General features: G+C 75.0%; 15 protein-coding genes and 1 pseudogene. 4 read left to right on the top strand and 12 right to left on the bottom strand.

The window, feature by feature from the left end:
- Positions 1–304: 304 nt before the first annotated feature.
- The 6 genes and pseudogenes from cobT to NX801_RS11160 form a co-directional block, all read right to left on the bottom strand.
- Positions 305–4,078, bottom strand: coding sequence for a nicotinate-nucleotide--dimethylbenzimidazole phosphoribosyltransferase (gene cobT, locus NX801_RS11185; RefSeq protein WP_258787209.1), 3,774 nt, complete (start codon positions 4,076–4,078; stop codon positions 305–307).
- A gap of 343 nt (positions 4,079–4,421) precedes the next feature.
- Positions 4,422–5,630: a precorrin-6y C5,15-methyltransferase (decarboxylating) subunit CbiE gene (cbiE, locus tag NX801_RS11180; protein WP_258787208.1), complete on the bottom strand. Its 1,209-nt coding sequence runs from the start codon at positions 5,628–5,630 to the stop codon at positions 4,422–4,424.
- 290 nt (positions 5,631–5,920) lie between these two features.
- Entirely contained in the window at positions 5,921–6,565 is a 645-nt protein-coding gene (locus NX801_RS11175) for a GNAT family N-acetyltransferase (RefSeq protein WP_258787207.1), read from the bottom strand.
- A gap of 402 nt (positions 6,566–6,967) precedes the next feature.
- A complete protein-coding gene (locus NX801_RS11170; protein ID WP_258787206.1) occupies positions 6,968–7,825 on the bottom strand; it encodes a MetQ/NlpA family ABC transporter substrate-binding protein in 858 nt (285 codons plus the stop codon).
- Between the two features lie 178 nt (positions 7,826–8,003).
- Positions 8,004–8,675, bottom strand: coding sequence for a methionine ABC transporter permease (locus NX801_RS11165; protein ID WP_258787205.1), 672 nt, complete (start codon positions 8,673–8,675; stop codon positions 8,004–8,006).
- A 224-nt stretch (positions 8,676–8,899) separates the two neighbouring features.
- Positions 8,900–9,934, bottom strand: a pseudogene (locus tag NX801_RS11160) (methionine ABC transporter ATP-binding protein); the annotation flags it as partial.
- 594 nt (positions 9,935–10,528) lie between these two features.
- Between NX801_RS11160 and NX801_RS11155 the strand changes: the two are divergent.
- Together NX801_RS11155 and NX801_RS11150 are read left to right on the top strand one after the other, a co-directional pair.
- The gene (locus NX801_RS11155; protein ID WP_258787203.1) at positions 10,529–10,888 is read left to right on the top strand and encodes a hypothetical protein; all 360 of its coding nucleotides are present in this window, start codon (positions 10,529–10,531) and stop codon (positions 10,886–10,888) included.
- A 1-nt stretch (position 10,889) separates the two neighbouring features.
- Entirely contained in the window at positions 10,890–11,393 is a 504-nt protein-coding gene (locus NX801_RS11150) for a hypothetical protein (RefSeq protein WP_258787202.1), read from the top strand.
- Positions 11,394–11,508: 115 nt separating this feature from the next.
- Here the strand turns inward: NX801_RS11150 and NX801_RS11145 are convergent, their stop codons facing one another.
- From NX801_RS11145 to NX801_RS11135, 3 genes are all read right to left on the bottom strand, one after another.
- Positions 11,509–11,991, bottom strand: a complete 483-nt coding sequence (locus NX801_RS11145; protein ID WP_258787200.1) for a GNAT family N-acetyltransferase — start codon at positions 11,989–11,991, stop codon at positions 11,509–11,511.
- A 17-nt stretch (positions 11,992–12,008) separates the two neighbouring features.
- Positions 12,009–12,758: a sigma-70 family RNA polymerase sigma factor gene (locus tag NX801_RS11140; RefSeq protein WP_309505818.1), complete on the bottom strand. Its 750-nt coding sequence runs from the start codon at positions 12,756–12,758 to the stop codon at positions 12,009–12,011.
- A gap of 267 nt (positions 12,759–13,025) precedes the next feature.
- Entirely contained in the window at positions 13,026–14,249 is a 1,224-nt protein-coding gene (locus NX801_RS11135; protein ID WP_258787197.1) for a glycerophosphodiester phosphodiesterase, read from the bottom strand.
- A gap of 342 nt (positions 14,250–14,591) precedes the next feature.
- On the opposite strand from NX801_RS11135, the gene NX801_RS11130 reads away from it, so the two are divergent.
- Complete coding sequence (locus NX801_RS11130; protein WP_258787308.1) at positions 14,592–15,221, top strand: lysophospholipid acyltransferase family protein; 630 nt, start codon at positions 14,592–14,594, stop codon at positions 15,219–15,221.
- 151 nt (positions 15,222–15,372) lie between these two features.
- Here NX801_RS11130 and NX801_RS11125 read toward each other — a convergent pair whose 3' ends face one another.
- A complete protein-coding gene (locus tag NX801_RS11125; RefSeq protein ID WP_258787196.1) occupies positions 15,373–16,938 on the bottom strand; it encodes an MFS transporter in 1,566 nt (521 codons plus the stop codon).
- Complete coding sequence (locus tag NX801_RS11120; protein ID WP_258787195.1) at positions 16,935–17,486, bottom strand: TetR/AcrR family transcriptional regulator; 552 nt, start codon at positions 17,484–17,486, stop codon at positions 16,935–16,937. The genes NX801_RS11125 and NX801_RS11120 overlap by 4 nt, the downstream gene beginning before the upstream one ends.
- A 340-nt stretch (positions 17,487–17,826) precedes the next feature.
- Between NX801_RS11120 and NX801_RS11115 the strand changes: the two genes are divergently transcribed.
- On the top strand, positions 17,827–18,288 hold the full coding sequence (locus NX801_RS11115) for a DUF4190 domain-containing protein (RefSeq protein ID WP_258787194.1): 462 nt from the start codon (positions 17,827–17,829) through the stop codon (positions 18,286–18,288).
- Positions 18,289–18,414: 126 nt separating this feature from the next.
- Here NX801_RS11115 and NX801_RS11110 read toward each other — a convergent pair whose 3' ends face one another.
- Positions 18,415–18,759, bottom strand: a complete 345-nt coding sequence (locus tag NX801_RS11110; RefSeq protein WP_258787193.1) for a hypothetical protein — start codon at positions 18,757–18,759, stop codon at positions 18,415–18,417.
- Between the last annotated feature and the right edge of the window lie 76 nt (positions 18,760–18,835).

Genomic DNA, 18,835 nt, shown 5'->3' with positions numbered 1-18,835 from the left:
TGGGACGGGGTGGCGCGTTGCCGACCACCTTACGGGGCCGGGACGGGCGGGGGTCGTGGGGCGCCGGGTGCGCTCCCGGGAGCCGGCGGGTACGCCGCCGTGCAGCCGGAGCGGGCGGGACGGCCCGGGCGGGGGCGGGTACGGGCCCTCCGTCGTGGGTGGCCGGCCGCTGCGGTGTTCAGCCGGGGCGAGTGATCCGCCAGGGCAGGTGGTCCGCCAGGGCGGTGGCGCGGGTCCCGCCGGTGCCGCGCCCGGCCGCCCGGCCGCGCGGGGAGCGGCCGGGCGGGCGCGGTGGTCCGGGCCGCTACTTCTCGGTGACCCCGGCGGAGTCAAAGGTGGCGACCTCGTGCATGGCGCGGGCCGCGCTCTGCACCACCGGCAGGGCCAGCAGGGCGCCGGTGCCCTCGCCGAGCCGGAGGTCCAGGTCCACCAGCGGGCGCAGGCCCAGCTTGTTGAGCGCGGCCACATGGCCGGGCTCGGCGCTGCGGTGGCCCGCGATGCAGGCGGCCAGGGCCTCCGGGGCGACGGCCCGGGCCACCAGGGCGGCGGCGCCCGCGCTCACCCCGTCGAGCAGCACCGGCGTACGCAGCGAGGCGCCGCCCAGGATGAAGCCGACCAGGGCCGCGTGTTCGAGGCCACCGATCGCCGCGAGCACGCCGATCGGGTCGGCCGGGTCGGGCCGGTGCAGCTCCAGCGCCCGGCGGACCACGTCCACCTTGCGGGCGTGCATCTCGTCGTTGATGCCGGTGCCCCGGCCGGTGACCTCGGCGGGGTCGGCCCCGGTGTAGACGGAGATCAGGGCGGCCGACGCGGTGGTGTTGGCGATGCCCATCTCGCCGGTGATCAGTGCCTTGTTGCCGGCGGTGACCAGATCGCGGGCGGTCTCGATGCCGACCTCGATCGCGGCCAGCACCTCCTCCCTGCCGAGCGCCGGGCCGGTGGTGAAGTCGGCGGTGCCCGGGCGCACCTTGCGGGGCAGCAGTCCGGGGGTGGCGGGCAGCTCGCCGGCGACGCCGACGTCCACCACGCAGACCTCGGCGCCCACCTGGTTGGCGAAGGCGTTGCAGACCGCGCCGCCGCCGAGGAAGTTGGCCACCATCTGGCCGGTCACCTCCTGCGGCCAGGCGGTCACGCCCTGGGCGTGCACCCCGTGGTCGCCCGCGAAGATCGCGACGGCGGCCGGCTCCGGGATGGGCGGCGGGCACATCCGGGAGAGCCCGCAGAGCTGCGCCGAGATGATCTCCAGCATGCCGAGCGCGCCGGCCGGCTTGGTCATCCGCTTCTGCCGCTCCCAGGCCTCGCCGAGCGCCTTGGCGTCCAGCGGGCGGACATGGGCGACGGTCTCCCGGAGCAGGTCGTGCGGCTCCTCGCCGGGCAGGGCGCGGCGGCCGTACGTCTCCTCGTGGACGACCCAGGAGAGCGGGCGGCGCTTCGACCAGCCGGCCTGGGCCAGCTCCGGCTCGTCGGGGAACTCGTCGACGTAACCGACGCAGAGGTACGCGACGACCTCCAGGTGCTCGGGCAGGCCGAGCGCCCGGACCATCTCCCGCTCGTCGAAGAAGCTGACCCAGCCGACGCCGAGGCCCTCGGCGCGCGCGGCGAGCCAGAGGTTCTCGACGGCGAGGGCGGAGGAGTACGGGGCCATCTGCGGCTGGGTGTGCCGGCCGAGGGTGTGGCGGCCGCCCCGGGTGGGGTCGGCGGTGACCACGATGTTCACCGGGGTGTCGAGGATGGCCTCGATCTTGAGGGCCTTGAACTGCTTGGCCCGGCCCTTGGGCAGCGACTTCGCGTACGCCTCGCGCTGCCGCTGGGCCAGCTCGTGCATGGTGCGGCGGGTCTCGGCGGAGCGGATGACCACGAAGTCCCAGGGCTGCGAGTGGCCGACGCTGGGCGCGGTGTGGGCCGCCTCCAGGACCCGGAGCAGCACCTCGTGCGGGATCGGGTCGCTGCGGAAGCCGTTGCGGATGTCGCGCCGCTCCCGCATCACCCGGAGCACGGCCTCCCGCTCGGCCTCCGCGTACCCGGGCGCGGGTACGGAGGCGTCGCCGGGGGCGTCCTGGGGGACGTCCCCGGCGTCCTCGGACACGGGGATGTCCTCGGGGGCCGCGACGTCCTCCGGGGCGGTGGGCTCGGGGGCCAGGGGTACCTCGGGGGCCAGGGGCGCCTCGGCGGGTGTGCCCTCCCGGGGGCCGTCGGGCTCGGCGGCCCGGGTGGCCTCCGGGGCGGTGGCGGTCGGCTCCTCCGCCAGTACGGCGGGCTGCTGGGGGGCGGCCATGGCGATCTGGTCGGCCGGCAGCGGCCACTCGGGCGCGGCCGGGACGTCCTGCGCGACCGGTACGGCCTGCGCGGGCGTGGCGACGGGCTCCGGCTGTACCGGGGCGGGCTCCGGCTCGGCGGTGGCCTCCGGGCCTTCGGCGGCGGCCTCCACCGGGGCGGCGGGCACCTCCGGAAGCGGCTGCGGCTCCTCGGCGGCGGGCGCGACGGGCACCTCCGGAGCCGGGGCCCCGGCGGGCGCGGGGGTCACCGGTGCGGAAACGGCCGGGGGCCCGGTGGCGGGGTCCGTCCCCGTGGCGGGCTCTTCGACGGCGAGGGCCACCCGGGCCTCCGCCACCGGGACCGCCTGGGCGGTGGCCGCTCCCGGGGCACCGGTCACCGGCTGCTCGGCCACCGGCTGGGCGGGCAGCCCGGCCTCGGCCGGCAGCGCGGAACCGTCGCGCTGAGCGGGGACGGCCGGCCCGGCGACCGGGGCGACGGGCTCGGGACCGGCGACCGCGGCCTCGGGCAGCGGCGCGGCGACCGGGCCGACTGGGGCGGGCTGTTCGGCGGGCACCTCGGCCGGGGCGGGCACCTGTTCAGGGGCGACCGTTTCCGCGAGGTCGGCCGCTGCCTCGGGCCCGGGGGCGACGAGCTCGGCGCCCGCCTCGGGCCCGGCTCCGGCGGCCGGGGCGGCGGGTGCCGGGGCCGGCGCGGGCTCGGCGGCCGGGGCCGGCTCCGCCACCGCGCCGGGCGCGGTCAGGGTGTCGGGAGCCTCGGGCGCGGGCTCGGGAGCCACCGCCTCGGACGCGGGCGCGAGCTCGGGCTCGGGCTCGGGAGCCTCCGGCGCCACGGCCTCGGGTCCGGCGGCGGCCTCGGCCGGGGCCGGAACGGCCTCGGCCACCACAGCGGGCACGGCCGGCATGCCGGGCGCCACGGCCTCGGGCACCGGGGCGGCGGGCTCGACCGGGGCCGGAACGAACTCCGGCATCACGGCGGCCGGCTCGACCGGCGCCGGAGCGGCCTCCACCGGGACGGTCTCCTCGGGCACGGCCACGGCCTCCGGAGCGGCCTCCACCGCACCGGACTCCGCCACCGGGGCGGCGGACTCGGCCGCGCTTCCGACAGCCACGGCCCCGGCCGCCTCGGGGACGACACCCCCGGCGACCTCGGCCTCCGGGAGGACAGGGCCGGGCCCGGCCACCTGGACGGCCGGCTCCGGGGCCCGTACCGGCTGCGGCTCGGGCACCGGGAGGACCGGGGCCTCCGGAGCCCAGGGCCCGGCACCCTGGAGCGAGGGGGCGACCGAGGTGGGCGCCGGCTGCTCGGGGTCGATGTCCAGGTACTCGGGCCCGGTGGTCGGCGGGCCCGGCGTCCGGACCGGCATCGGATGCGGCGCGCCGGCGGGCCCCCGGTCGGCGAGCGAACGGACCACCCCGCTGGTGGCCTCGGGCACCGGGGGGCCCATGTGGAGCGGACGGCGGGCGGGCGCCGGGGCCTGCGCGGGCACGGGCATCCGTACCCCGCCGAGGTCCACCGAGCCGGAGTCACGGCCGCCGGTCTCGTGCGCGCCCGGTACGGTCTCCGCCGGAGTCATGGGGCGCGGCGCCTCCTGGGCGTAGGCCGGGACGGCGATGCTGCCGGTCTGGCTCTGGCCCTCGGTCCAGGCGCCCTGGGACCCCGGCATCAGCAGGAGGTCGTCGTCATCGGCGGCGTCCGAGGGGTCCAGATAGGCGTAGGCGCCGGGAGCGGCGACGCCCGGCTGCCCGACCGTGCCCGCGCGCTCCGGCTGCCCCTCGCCCGGGAACTGGCCGGTCTCAGTCATGCGGTACCCCTCGCCCATTGGTTGTGCTCCTTCAGACCCTTCGCCCGTCCGCCCGCTTGTAAGAACGAGCGTGCGCGCCACGCGGCACGTCGGCACGCGGCCCCCACGTATTCTCGCGGGCTTCCGCCACGATGGCGGCGTGATCGGCCATGAGGACCTGTGTGCTGCGCCACGTCGTGCGGTTCCCCGGTCGCCGCCGGGTGAACTGCCCGGATGCGGTACGACGATCGGCCAGCCTACCCGCCGCCCCGTGGCGGCACGGTCACGGGGCGGTACGGACGGCAGGTCCGGGCGGTGCGGGCCGGGCGATGGAGACCGGGCGGCCGGGCCGGGGGTGCCGGGGCTAGGCGGTGGGGGCGGGGCGGCGGCCGGAGAGCAGGAAGATCACCGAGCGGTCGCGCTCCGTCCAGACCCCCGGGTCCAGATCGACGGACTGGAGCAGCACGGATTCGACGGCGTACCCGCCGTCGGAGAGCGCGGTGGCGAGCGCCTCGGCCTCGTCCCGGGTGGAGGCATGGGCGACGATCCGCTCGGGGCGCCGGTCGGCGCAGGCCGCGACCACGGCCGCTCCCCCGCCGCCGACGCGCACCACGTCCGGCTCCGGCAGCCGTTCCAGTACGTGCGGGGCGCGGCCGGCCACGGCCTGGAGCTGGACGCCGAAGTGCCGGGCGGCGGCCTCGGCGCGGGCCAGGGCGGCCGGTTCGGCGTCCACGGCGATGACGGCGGCCCCGAAGCGCGCGGCCTCCACCGCGAACGCGCCCGCCCCGCTGCCGATGTCCCAGACCAGGTCGCCGGGGCGCGGCCCGAGACGGGCGAGCTGGGCGGCGCGCAGCCCGGCGGACTCGCCGGCGGAGAGCTCGCCCCCGTAGGTGTGCGCGGGCAGGCCCCAGCCGCGTACCGGTCCGGGCTCGCGGCCCATCAGCCAGCCGGGCCCGGAGGCGGTGACCGGCGGGCCGCCCACGACGATCACCACATTGGGGTCGTGCCAGGCGTGATCGGCGGCCTTCTCGGAGGTGAGGACGGTGACCTGCTCACGGTCGGTGCCGAGTTCCTCGCAGATGACGAAGGTGCGGTGGACGCCCTCCAGGAGCAGGGCGAGTTCGGCGGGCCCGGCGCCGGGCGAGGTGAGGACGGCGACCTTGGGGTGGGCGCGGCAGACGTTGACCGCGCGGCGGAGCGTACGGGTGTGGGCGACCACGATCTGGGCGTCGTCCCAGGGCATCCCGGCCCGGGCGAAGGCCGCGGCGACCGAGGAGACGGCGGGCACCACCTCGACCTCCAGGCCGTGTTCGGGGGCGCGCAGGGTGCGGACGACACCGAAGAAACCCGGGTCCCCGTCGGCGAGGACGACGGCGGTGCCCCGGTGGCCGGCGATCCGGCGGGCGGCCAGGCCGAGGCTGCCCAGGCGCACCCGTTCGGCGGTGGGCGGGACCTCCGGGAGCGTCAGATGATGGGCGGCGCCGGCCACCAGAGTGGCCGCGGAGAGGGCCGACCGCGCGGCGGCGGTGAGGGGGGAGCCGTCCCAGCCGATCACCGTGACCCGGTCGGCCATCGTCGTCTGTCTCCTGGTTGTCGAGGTTTCGTGAAGCGGGGGCCAGTGGTGCCGCCCCAGGAGGGTACGGGCGGGGGTGGTACGGGCGGGGCGGGCGTACCGGGGTCGTACGACTCCGGCCGGGAGAGGGAAAGGTACCGGTGCCGTGCGGCTCCGGGCCTCCCGGGCTCCCGTGCGGCGCGGCTCGGTGGCCGGTCCGGGCCGTGCGGGGGCGTACGCGGGTCCCGCACCGGATGGTACGGCTCGTACGACCTTCGTACGGGGGCGAGACTATCCCGTACGGCGGCCCGTCAGTTCCACTCCCGGAACCCCGGGTGTCCGGAGCGGCGCGCCTCGGCCGGCTGTCCGGTGACGCCCTCCAGGTCCTCCGGCAGCAGGCTCCAGACGATCAGATCGGTCCTGGTGTCGGTCCAGCGCCCGTCCTCGGTGGGCGTGCGGGCTATCCAGGCGCTGCGCAGGACGCCCTCGCTGACGCAGCCGATCTTCTGGGCGACCTGCTGGGAGGCGGTGTTGCCGGCGGCGGTGCGCAGTTCGAGGCGCTCGAAGCGCTGGGCGCGGAAGAGCCACCGGGCGGTGGCGAGGAGGGACTCGGTGGCGTACCCCTCGCCCCGGGCCCAGGAGGCGGTGACACAGCCGACCTGGGCGGCGCGGACCCGCCAGTCGACGGCCCGGAGGTGGACGGTGCCGACGAGCCGCTGGGTGAGGAACTCGATGACGGCGAGCACGACCCCGCGTCCCTCGGTGCGCTCGGCGGGCGCGGTGCGGCGGACCCACTCCTCGGAGTCGGCGGTGGTGTACGGGTACGGCGCGGAGGTCCAGGCGGTGATCAGCTCGTCGTTCATCATCTCGGTCAGCGCCGGGATGTCGGCCTCCTCGTAGGCCCGCAGCACCAACCGGTCCGTGTTGATGGAGATGTCCGGAAAGGTGGTAGTCATGCGCAGCTCCATGCCGGGGACCGAAGACGACGACCGTCCGTAAAGGCCGTGAACGGACAGCATGCAGCATGAACGGGACCCGGCGCAGGCCGGGTGGGGATCGGCGGACCGGGGGTTTCGGCGGCCGGCGGGCCGGGGGCTCCGGACTCGTCTGACCAGGGGCTTCGGGGTCGCCGGACCTGGGGCTTGGGGGATCGTCCGACCAGGGGCTCCGGGGGCCGGCGGGCCGGGGTCCTCGCGGGCCGCCGGGGCCTTCGGCGCCGGGCACGGCTCAGCGGGTCCCGCGCACCGGAGAGGCACGCGGAACCCGCTGCCGGAGCCGTCGGCGGCACCCCCTGACCAGGGGACCGCCGGCCTGTCCGGTCACGCCGCCCGGCCGGGAGGGGCGGGCGGGCGACCGGGTTACTTGACCGGGCCGAAGGCGGGGATGATCGAGCCGTCCTTGTAGTGGTCCTCGATGTACTTCTTCACCTCGGGCGAGTTGAGGAGCTTGGCGAGCTTCTGGACGCGCGGGTCCTGCTCGTTGCCCTTCTTCACGGCGAGGAAGTTGGCGTACGGGTTGCCCTCGGGCTTCTCGATGGCGAGGGCGTCCTTGGCCGGGCTGAGCTTGGCCTCGATGGCGTAGTTGCCGTTGACCACGGCGGCGTCCACGTCGTTCAGGGCGCGGGGCACGGTGGCGGCCTCCAGCTCCTTGAACTCCAGACCCTTCTTGTCGGTGATGTCGGAGAGCTTGCCGCCCGCGCCGACGCCCGGCTTGAGGGTGATGAGCCCGTTGTCCGCGAGCAGCTTGAGCGCCCGGCCCTCGTTGGTGGTGTCGTTGGGCACGGCCACCGTCTGGCCGGCCTTCAGCTCCTTGAGGTCCTTCAGCTTCCGGGAGTAGAGGCCGAGGGGCTCCAGGTGGACGTTGACCACCGGGACGATGGTGGTGTTGTTCTTCTTGTTGAAGTCGTCCAGGTACGGCTTGTGCTGGAAGTAGTTGGCGTCGACCTGGCCCTGCTGGGTGGCGGTGTTCGGCAGGACGTAGTCCGTGAACTCCTTCACCTCCAGCTTGAGGCCGGCCTTCTCGGCCAGGTTGTCCTTGACGAAGTTGAGGATGTCGGCGTGCGGCGTCGGGGACGCGGCGACGACGAGCGGCTTGGACTCGTCGGCCTTGCCGCCGGACTTGGCGGCCGGGTCGGAGGCGGTGCCGCAGGCGGTGAGGCCGAGGGCCAGCGCGGCGGTCGCGGCGGCGGCCGCGGTGAGCTTCAGGTTCTTACGCACGAAAAGTGCCTCTTTCTGGTGGAACGGACAACGCCCGGACAAGGAGTGCGGGGTTCGGGGCGGACGGTCCGGCGGGGCCGGGCCGTCCGGTGACCGGCGGGCCGCCGGAGCGGCGTACCGGAAGGGAGGAAAGCCTTGGGTTACGGCACGGGGTGCCGGTGGGGCGCCCGGGCCGGGTTCAGGAGGCGGTGCGCCCCCGGCGGGCCAGCAGCCGAACGATCAGGTCGCCGACGAGCTGCACCACGGTGACGATCGCGATCAGTACGACGACGGTGACCAGCATGAACTGGGTGTCGAAGCGCTGGTAGCCGTAGGTGATGGCCTTGGAGCCGAGGCCCTCGCCGCCGACCGCGCCGGCCATCGCGGAGTAGCCGACGAGCACGATCACGGTGGTGGTCACCGCCGAGACCAGCGAGGGCAGCGCCTGCGGCAGCAGCACCTTGCGGATGATGGTCGGGATGGAGCCGCCCATCGACTGGACCGCCTCCACCAGACCGTGGTCCACCTCGCGGATCGCGGTCTCCACCAGCCGGGCGAAGAACGGGATGGCGCCGATGGCCAGCGGCACGATCATCGCGGTGGGGCCGATGAAGGTGCCCACCACCAGGGTGGTGAAGGGGATCAGGGCGATCAGCAGAATGATGAACGGCAGCGAGCGGCCGATGTTCACGATCGCGCCGACGACCTTGTTCACCACGGCGTTCCGCAGCAGTCCGCCCTTGTCGGTGAGGACCAGCAGAACCCCGAGCGGCAGCCCGCCGAGGACCGAGACGACGGTGGCCCACAGCACCATGTACAGGGTGTCGATGGTCCCCTGGGACAGCAGGGGCTGCATCTCCGACCAGCTCACTTGGCGTTCTCCTTGACGAGTGCGGGACTCCGGTCCGCGCTGGCGGCCGGGTCCTTCCCGGCGGTCTCCTCCGGGGCGGCCTCCGTCTCGGTGTCCGCGGCCGGGGCCGAGTCCGGGCCCGGGGCGGCGTCCGTGTCCGCGGCCGTGGTCGCCTCCGGGGGCGTGTCCCCGTCCGCGGTTCCGCCGACGACCTCGGCGGTGGTGGCGGCACTGGTGACCAGGCCGGTCGGGGCGGCGGCCTCGGCGGCCAGCTCGGCCGGGTCGAGCACGTCGACCTGGAGCCCCTGCTCGCGCAGGAAGCCGACCGGGACGACGTTCTCCTCGTACCGCCCGGGCAGCTCGATCCGCATCCGGCCGATCTGGCGGCCCGCGACGGTGTCCATCGCGGCGCCGAGGATCGAGATGTCGACGTTGTAGGTGCGGGAGAGCTGCGAGATCACCGGCTGGGTGGCGGAGTCCCCGTGGAAGGTGACGTCGATGACTGTACGGTCCGGGCCGGAGGCCGTACCGCCGACCGGGAACAGCTCGCGGGCCAGCTCGGAGCCGGGGGTGGCGAGCAGTTCGGTGACCCCGCCGGACTCCACGATCCGTCCCTTGCGCATCAGGGCGGCCGAGTCGCAGATCGTCTTGACCACCTCCATCTCATGGGTGATGAGGAGGACGGTCAGCCCGAGCTGCTGGTTGAGGTCGCGCAGCAGCTGGAGGATGGAGCGGGTGGTCTCCGGGTCGAGCGCGCTGGTGGCCTCGTCCGAGAGCAGGACCTTGGGGTTGCCGGCCAGCGCGCGGGCGATGCCCACCCGCTGCTTCTGTCCGCCGGAGAGCTGGGCGGGGTAGGCGCGGGCCTTGTCCCCGAGCCCGACGAGGTCGAGCAGTTCCAGGGCGCGCCGGGAGCGCTCCGCCCCGGAGACGCCGAGGATCTCCAGCGGCAGTTCGATGTTGTCCTGGACGGTGCGCGAGGACAGCAGGTTGAAGTGCTGGAAGACCATGCCGATACGGGTGCGCGCGGCGCGCAGGTCCTTGTTCGCGCGGCGGCCCCGGCCGGCCAGTGCGGTGAGGTCGACGCCGTCGACCGTCACGGTGCCGGCGGTGGGGCGCTCCAGCAGATTGACGCAGCGGATCAGCGAGGACTTGCCGGCGCCGCTCTGACCGATGACGCCGAAGACCTCGCCCTCGCGGACGTGCAGATCGACGCCGTCCAGAGCGGTGACCTGGCGGCCTCGCGATTCATAGACCTTGGTCAGGCCCTTGGTGGTGATCACAGGGTTTCCGTCACTGTCGAGTGCGCGGCGCGGGGTCCGCCGGCACGGGAGTCGTCGTTCGGACGTGGCACGGCTGGGGTCGGCGGGTGGCCGGGACGGCGCGTGCGCGGGGGCTGGCCCGGTCCGCGGCTCCCGTCGGCGGGAGGCGGACGAGGCCCGGCTGTCGGGTCTCGCTTCGGGGCGCGAGGCTCAGGCAGGGGCCCTCAGAAGGCGCACATTCGACACATACAACGAGCACCGGGCGTCGTGATCGCCTCGGTCGCAAGGGTGCGGCTGCTCGTCGTGGTCATGCGGGTCAGTAAACCAGAAGGCCCGACGAGCATCGGAATCTTGTCCGAATAGCGGACGTCGAACGCACGCCATTCGGACGCCCTCCGACCGGAAAGCTCACCGGCAGATCTCCACTTCACGGGTGGTGAGCTGCGGGTATGCCCATCCGGGACGCCCCGGTTCGGCGGACGGGCCGGACCGGGGCGGGGGCGGTTTGTGGCCAAGGCCACGGTGCCCGGGCGCCCGCCCGGACGACTGGACCACTGGCGGCGGCGCACGGGGCCGGGCGGAGCACTGTCCGGGGACCGTAATACTCTCGGGCCCATGCTCGACGCCCTGACGGCCGCCCTCTCGGCGGCCGCCCTCGCCCTCGCCGCCTGGTGCGGATTCGCCGCCTACCGGGACCAGCCGACCAAGGACTGGCACTTCATCGGCATGGCCGTGGTGACCGTGCTGGCGCTGGCGCAGCTGGTGGTCGGCGTCGTACGGCTGGCGCAGGGCGCGCGGGCCGACGAGGGCACGGCGATCTTCGTGGCGTATCTGATCGGGGCGCTCTGCGCGATCCCGGCGGCGGGGTTCATGTCGCTGGTGGAGCGGAGCCGCTGGGGTTCGGCGACCGTGGCGGCGGGCGCGATCGTGCTGGCGGTGCTGGAAGTGCGCCTCTACGACATCTGGAAGGGCTGACATGACCGGCACCGCACCCGGGGACGACACGGGCAACGGCGGCAGCGGAACCACCACGGCCGGGGCGAAGGGCCCCACCGGGGGCGGCAACCGGCTGGTGAAGGGGCCGGGCATCCTGCTCGTCTGGCTGTACGGCGTGATGTCGGTGGGGGCGGTCTCGCGCTCGGTCTACCAGATCGCCACCGAGTTCCACCGGGCGCCGCTGGCGTACTCGCTGTCGGCGGTCGCCGCCGTGGTCTACGCCTTCATCACCTACACCCTGGTCCGGGGCGGCGAGACGGCCCGCCGGGCGGCGCTGGCCTGCTGCGCCGCCGAGCTGGCCGGTGTGCTGGCCGTGGGCACCTGGACCCTGCTGGACCCGGGCGCCTTCCCGGACGCCACGGTCTGGTCCAAGTACGGCTACGGCTATGTCTTCATCCCGGTGCTGCTCCCCGTGACCGGCATCCTCTGGCTGCGCCGCTCGCGCCGCCCGTCCGCCGAGGACGCCCGGCCCGCCGCCGTCTGACGCCGGGCCGGCCGTACGCGCGCTCGCACGGCTGGCGGCCGACGCCTGACGCCCGGACGGCCGGGCACCCGTGCGAGGCGGACCGGCCCCGGCGCGCCCGCCGGGTGCCGGATCGTCAGGCCGCCTTCTCCAGGGTGACCAGGGTGAGCCGGGGGCCGACCTCGCGGGTGCCCACGGCGGCGTACCCCTTCTTCCGGTACAGCCGCAGATTGCCCTCGCTGCGGTGACCGGCGCGGAGCTGGAAGCGCTTGGCGGCGGGCGCGGGGTCGCCGGCGAAGTGGGCCTCGATGGCGTCCAGCAGCCGGCCGCCCAGGCCGTGCCGGCGCAGCCGGGGGTGGACGATCAGATGGGCGATGGTGACCGTGCCGGTCTCGTCGGCCTCACCGCGCACGGAGGCGACCACCTCGTCCCCGAGCCGGGCCACCAGGGCGTGGCCGCGGCCGAGTTCTTCCGTGAGGTCGGCCAGGGTCTGCACCAGCGGCTCGATGGAGTAGTCGCCGTAGAGCTCGGCCTCGCTCTGGTAGCACAGATACTGAAGCTTGAGGATCTGCTCGGCGTCCTGCGCTCCCGCCGCTGAGATGGTCACGCTCATGCCCATGTGTGCATGCCTCCGGCTCATCTGATGCGCCCTGTCGGTCTACCGCTCCCTTCCCTCGGCGGCGGAGCGGCAACCCCTGCCGCGAGCATTCTGCGCAAACATCCCAGGCAACGGGAACGCATCGGCCCCAGACTTCCCTGTGAGATACCCAACTCTCCTGCGATTTCTCGGTAGGTGGGGTCTTTCGGCGACAACATCGCGGTCAGCAGCCGGCGGCACCGCACGGGCGTGCGGTCGATGGCGGTACGGAGCGCCCGGCGCCGCTCGGCGGAGAGCGCGGCCGGTTCGGGCTCCGCCTCGGCCTGCGCCGCCCCGGGGCCGGGCGCCGGCTCGCGGCCGGGGCCGTACGGGCGTTCCTGGACGGCGGTGCGCCGGGCGCGGCGGACCTCGGCGCGTACGGCCCGGCGCAGCCAGTCGGCGGGGCGCTCGGGGACCCCCGTACCGGTGTGGAGCCGCTCCAGGAGCCGGAGCCAGACGGCCTGTTCCAGGTCGGCCGGGTCGATGCCCGCCGCTGCCGCCTCGGCCCGCGACTCGGCGGCGAGCAGCCGGGTGAGCGTGGTGAACGGTTCGGGCAGCGGGCCGGTGCGGGCGGCCGGGCGGGCCGTCCGGAGCGCGGCGGGCGCGGGTGCGCGATGCCCGGTGGGCGGGGGCGTGCGGTGTCCGGCGGCCGGGGGCGTGCGGCCGGGGCCGGTGCGGGAGGCGGGGTGGGGCGCCTGGCGGGCTGTCATGCCCGCCCGGACGACCGCTCCCCCGCCTCCGGTTGCCATGAGGCCGGCAAACCACCCGTCCGGGGGGTGCGCGCGCTGCCCGGCTGACGCCTGGGTCCCCCGGACGGAGGCGGCCCGGGGGGGCCGGGCCCCAGGTGGCCAGGGCCCGGGGGGCCAGGGAGGCCGGATGTCCGGTCCCCCAGGTGGTCCAGGGCCCGCACCCCGGGTGGTCCAGGGGCTCGGCCCCAGGTGGTCCGGGGGCTCGGGCCCGGGTGGTCAGGGGGCCGGGCCCCGGGTGGTCCGGGGCCCGGGGCGGGAGCGTCCGGCTCAGTGGCCGTGCTCGCGGTCCCCCTCGTGGAAGTCCGCCGCCGCGAGCAGGCCGGTGTCGCAGTTGTCGGTGAAGACCCCGTCGATGCCGGTGGCCAGATACGTCCGGTAGGCGCCGAACACGTCCCCGTACGCCGCCGGATCGGAGCCGCGCCGGAAGTCGGCGGGCAGGAAGGAGTTCTCGTTCCGCATGGTGTACGGGTGGAGGATCAGCCCCCGGGCGTGGGCGTCCCGCACCAGGGAGGTCGGCCGGCCCAGCCGCCCGTCGGCGCCCTTGGGGATGATCAGGTCCAGGGTGGGGCCGATGCCCTGCGCGTAGGAGGCGACCTCCTTGAGCCCGGCCGGGGTGATGAGGTCGGCCACCGTGCGCGGGTCCTTGGCCTCGGTGAAGTCCCAGGGCCGGGTGGCCGCCGCGTCGAGCAGCAGGACCCGGGGGGTGCGGACCAGCCCGGCCAGCCGCCGGAGGCTGCTTGGCTCGAAGGACTGGAGCAGGGTGGCGCCGTCGGCGCGGTGGCGCCCGTACCGGCGCAGCAGCCCGGCGAGCCGCTCCTCCAGGCCGAGACCCAGCTTCCGGAAGTAGGTGGGGTGCTTGGTCTCGATGTACAGCCAGACCGGGTGCCCGCGCCGCCGGCCCTCCCGCTCGGCCCAGCGCAGTACCTCCTCGAGGGTGGGCACGTCCCAGCGGCCGTCGTAGAGGGTGTTTCGCTGGCGGACGGCCGGGATGCGCTCCTTGGCCCGCAGCGTCTTCAGCTCGGCGAGGGTGAAGTCCTCGGTGAACCAGCCGGTCAGCTTGGCCCCGTCGACCGTCTTGGTGGTCTTGCGGGCGGCGAACTCGGGGCGGTCGGCCACATCCGTCGTTCCGGTGATGTCGTTCTCGTGGCGGCAGACCAGATGGCCGTCCCGGGTGGGCACGACGTCCTGCTCGATGAGGTGCGCGCCCAGTTCCAGGGCGAGCTGGTACGAGCCCAGGGTGTGCTCGGGGCGCTGTCCGCTGACACCCCGGTGCGCGATGATCGTCGGCACCGGCAGCCGGCGGTACGAGCCGCTCGCCGCGCCGCTCCGGGCGGCGGCCGTCCCGGCGGCGGCGCCGGCCGCCGTTCCGGCGATGCCGGTCGCCGCCGCGGCGGGGGCGGCCGTCCCGGCTGCCACGGTGGCGGCCGAGCCGAGCACCGCCGCTCCCAGCACGCTCCGCCGCGCCGGGATTCCGCGCGCACCCTGTGTCATGAAGGCTCCTCGTGATGTTCCGTTCGGGTGACCCGTCGGCGGGTCCCGGGGTTCGCTACCCCATCGTCTCCGGCGTACGCCGGTGTCCGGGCGATGGTAGGAGCCAGGGCTTCCCGGGCGGCAGACCCGGAGCGAACAAGTGGAAAACGGAGGTCAACAACGCGTATGGGCTCGGTGAACCCGATGTGCGGGAGGGGGTGACCCGCGAGTATCGTCCTCCTCTGCACGGTCCGTGCCGCTCCCGGCCGGCCCGTACCTCACACTCGAAAACCGGATGAACCGGATGAACCGGAGGACTCGTTGTCCCGCTTCGCGCTCATCAAGGCAGTGCTCGGCCCGGTCATGCGCCTGATGTTCCGCCCACAGGTGGAGTGCGCGGAGAACATTCCCGGCACCGGGCCGGTCATCCTGGCGGGCAATCACCTCACCTTCATCGACTCGCTCGTGCTCTCGATCATCTGTGAGCGCCAGGTCAGCTTCATCGGCAAGGACGAGTACGTCACCGGCAAGGGCCTCAAGGGCCGGCTGATGGCCTGGTTCTTCACCGGGGTCGGCATGGTCCCGGTGGACCGGGACGGCGCCAACGGCGGAGTGGCCGCGCTGATGACGGGGCGGCGGATCCTGGAGGAGGGGCGGATGTTCGCCATCTACCCGGAGGGCACCCGCTCCCCCGACGGCCGGCTCTACCGGGGCCGTACCGGAATCGCGCGGCTGACGCTGATGACGGACGCGCCGGTGGTGCCGTTCGCGGTGATCGGCACCGACAAGCTCCAGCCGGGCGGCACCGGATTCCCCCGCCCCGGCAAGGTGCGGGTGCGGTTCGGGGAGCCGATGGAGTTCTCCCGGTACGAGGGCATGGACCGCGACCGCTATGTGCTGCGGGCGGTGACCGACTCGGTGATGGCCGAGGTCATGCGGCTCTCCGGCCAGGAGTACGTGGACATGTACGCCACCAAGGCCAAGGCCGCGTAACCGGCGGGTACACCAAGGGGGCCGCGTTCCTGGTGGAGCGCGGCCCCCTTGGCGTACCGGAGGATCCTCCGCGTACCAGGACGCCCGTCCCGTACCCGGTCCGTGCGTTCGGCGGCCGGGTACGGGGCCGGGCAGGGGCCGTACGGGACTGTCAGGGGTGCTCGACGCCGTCCGCCAGCCGCTGGCCCCGGAGCAGGAACCAGGCGGCGACCGCGGTGGCCAGCAGCACCGCCGCGCCCACACCCGCCGCGGTACGCAGCCCCTCGGTGAACGCGTCCTGGGCGGCGGTGAGCAGCGCCCCCGCCGTGGCACCGTCCGGCAGGTCGGCCGACGCCTCCACCGCGCCGCCCAGCGACTCATGGGCGGCCGAAGCGGCCCCGGCCGGGACGCCGCGCGGCAGGGCGAAGCCCCGGTAGACGCCGGTCACGATGGAGCCCAGCAGCGCGATGCCGAGCGCGGCGCCGAGTTCGTACGCCGTCTCGGAGACGGCCGACGCCGAGCCCGCCTGCTCCTTGGGCACGCTGGAGAGGATCACGTCCGCAGTGACGGTGAACGCGAAGCCCGCGCCGAGGCCCACCACCAGCAGCGAGGCACCCAGCACCGGATAGCCGGAGCTCCGGTCCAGCAGGGTCAGCACGGCGAGCGCCAGGCCGACGGCGGCGAGCCCGCCCGCGACCACCGAGCGCACCGAGAAGCGGCGGGCGGCGCTGCCGGCGACCAGGCCCGCCACCACCGCGCCGACGGCGGCGGGCAGTTCGGCCAGGCCGGCCTCCAGCGGATGACGGCCCTGGACCAACTGGAGGAACTGGGAGAGGAAGAAGACCAGTCCGGAGAGGCCCAGGATGGTGAGCAGGTCCGCGAGGACCGCGCCGGAGAAGCCCCGGTTCCGGAAGAGGCGCATGTCCAGCAGCGGGGCCGGGAGGGTGAGCTGACGGCGGACGAACCAGACGAGGGCGGCGACACCGAGCACGGCCGCGCCGATCGCGTCGGCACGGAAGCCGTGGACGGCCGCCTCCTTGATCGCGTACACCACGGCGACCATGCCGACCAGCGACAGGACGACGCTGAGCAGGTCCCAGGGGCCCGGCGCCGGGTTCTTCGACTCGGGGATCAGCTTGGCGCCGACCAGCACCAGTACGGCCATCACCGGCAGGTTGATCAGGAAGACCGAACCCCACCAGAAGTGCTCCAGCAGGAAGCCGCCGACCACCGGGCCGACCGCCGCGCCGGCCGAGGCCATGGCGCCCCAGACACCGACGGCGAGGCTGCGCTCGCGCGGGTCGTGGAAGATGTTGCGGATCAGCGCCAGGGTGGACGGCATCAGGGTGGCGCCGGCCACGCCGAGCAGCGCCCGGGCGACGATCATCATCTCGGGACTGGTGGCGTAGGCGTTGAGGGCGGAGACGGCTCCGAACGCCACCGCGCCGCTGAGCAGCAGCTTCTTGCGGCCGATCCGGTCTCCGAGGCTGCCCATGGAGACCAGCAGTCCGGCGATGACGAAGGAGTAGACGTCACCGATCCAGAGCAGTTGGGTGCCGGAGGGCTTGAGGTCCTCGCTCAGGAACGGGGTGGCGAGGCCGAGCACGGTGGCGTCGACGGCCACCAGCAGGACGGCCAGGACGAGGACACCGAGCGCCAGCCAGCGGCCCGGCCGGTGGGCCGGGTCGGCGCCCCCGCCGGAGGGGCCGGTCCGGCCGGTGTGATCGGTACGGGTCATGGTTCCACGCTCCTGCGCGCTCCACCGAGCAGCAACTCGGTGATCATGTACTGGAAGTCCTTGGCGGCGACCCGCCCGTCCTGGGCGCACCAGGCACAGGTGCCGACGAGGCCGTAGAGCGCCTCGGTGAGCCAGGCGGGGGTGAGGTCGATCCGGAACTCGCCGCGCTCCTGGCCGCGCCGGAAGAGGGCGGAGATCCGGGCGTCCAGCCGGGCCCAGCCCTCGTTCAGCTCGCCGTCCTCGAAGAGCTGGTTCTCGGTGACCAGGAAGGACAGCAGCCCGGCGACCGGTTCGAACCCCGCCACCAGCCGCCGCAGCGCGTCCTCGGCGCTGCCCTCGTCCAGCCGGGCGACCGCGACGGCGGCCTCGCACTCCGCGATGCCCAGCTGCTCCAGCGCCCGGACCAGCGCGTCCCGGCCGGCGAAGTGCCGGTGCAGGGTGGCGCGCCCGATGCCGGCGGCCCGGGCGACCTCGTCCATGGTGGCGGTCGCCCTGCGGGAGAGAAGGGCGGCGGCGGTGCGCAGCACCTGCTCACGATCGACAGTCATGAGACAACCCTACTCGGAATGAGACATGTGTGTCTCATAAGTATCCCGGACGTCTCGCTCCCGGGGGTCCCGGCGCCGGACGAGCCTCGGCCGGCCCGGGCCGGCCCGGGCCGATCCGGGGCGACCGGAGGACGGTGCGGCACGGGCCGGGCCCGGGGACGGCGGCGCGGGCCGTGCGGCCGGGGGGCGAGCCGGGCGGCCGGGGGACGGCGCGGCACGGCCGGCCGGGGGGGCGGGCCGGGCGGCCGGAGGACGGCGGGTGTCCGGCCCGTCGATCGGGGTATCGGAGCCGCACCTGCGCGGTCATCGGGACCCGCGATCAGGCAGCCAGGGAGGCGGCATGTCGTTCGAGGACTACAGCGGTGGCCCGAGGGAGGGCGCGGCCGAGCCGGGCCGGTACCAGCCCTACCCGGCCGGCGGCCCGCAGGAACCCGCGCCCGCTCCCGTGCGCGGCAACGGCATGGCGATCGCCGCGCTCGTGCTGGGCGTCATCGGCCTGCTGCTGTTCTGGTCGGTGTTCGGCGGCGTGATCCTCGGCCTCCTGGCGCTGATCCTGGGCATCGTCGGCGCCCGCCGGGCACGCGGCGGCCGGGCCCGGCACCGCGGGATGGCCGTCGCGGGCATCGTGCTGGGCGCGCTCGCGCTGATCGGCTCGGTCGTGGTCGCCGCCATCGGTCTCTCGGTCCTGAACAGCGACGAGTTCAAGAGTTACAGCGACTGCGTCGAGCACGCCAAGACCCAGGCCGACCGGGACGACTGCTCCCGGCAGTTCCAGCGCGACGTCGACCAGAAGACGCGCTAGTCGCCGGTCTCCGGTCGCCGGGGCGGCGCTCCGCCGGAGGTCCCGCCCCGGTGCGACCCGACCCGGTCCGTCCCGGTCCGCACCGACCCGGTCCGGTCCGGCTTCCGACCCGGTCCGGCTTCCGTCCTAGGGGTCGCCGTCCTGGCGGTCGCCGTCCTGGTGGTCGTCGAGCTCCTTGAGGCCCTGCTCCCAGCGGCGCCGCCGGGCCGGATCGCTCTGCTCCCACCACGGGGTGCCGCGCTCCCCGAGCGCCAGTTTGGCGGTGTGGACCCGGGCCCGGGCGGCCGCCTCGCCCGCCTCGTCCCGGGCCCGCAAGGCGGCGCCCACCGCCCGGCGGGCCGCCATGAGGTGGCTCCGCAGGCGGGCGGCGGTCTCCTCCGGAAGGGCCGGATCGGTCGCTCGCCACCGCCGCCCGCCGATGACGACGAAGTGTCCGTCGGGGGTCCGTTCCGGGGGCTCCTGGCGTGTCATGGGCCCAGTGTGCCGGTCACGGAGGCGACGGGTGCCGGGACGACCCGGGGCGGACGGGCCGCTTCCCCGCTATCGG

Origin of the sequence: Streptomyces pyxinae (genome assembly GCF_024756275.1) — a bacterium.
Classification (GTDB): Bacteria; Actinomycetota; Actinomycetes; order Streptomycetales; family Streptomycetaceae; genus Streptomyces; species Streptomyces pyxinae.
The sequence above is the reverse complement of the archived record's forward strand: the minus strand, read 5'-3'. Positions and strand labels throughout refer to the sequence as shown.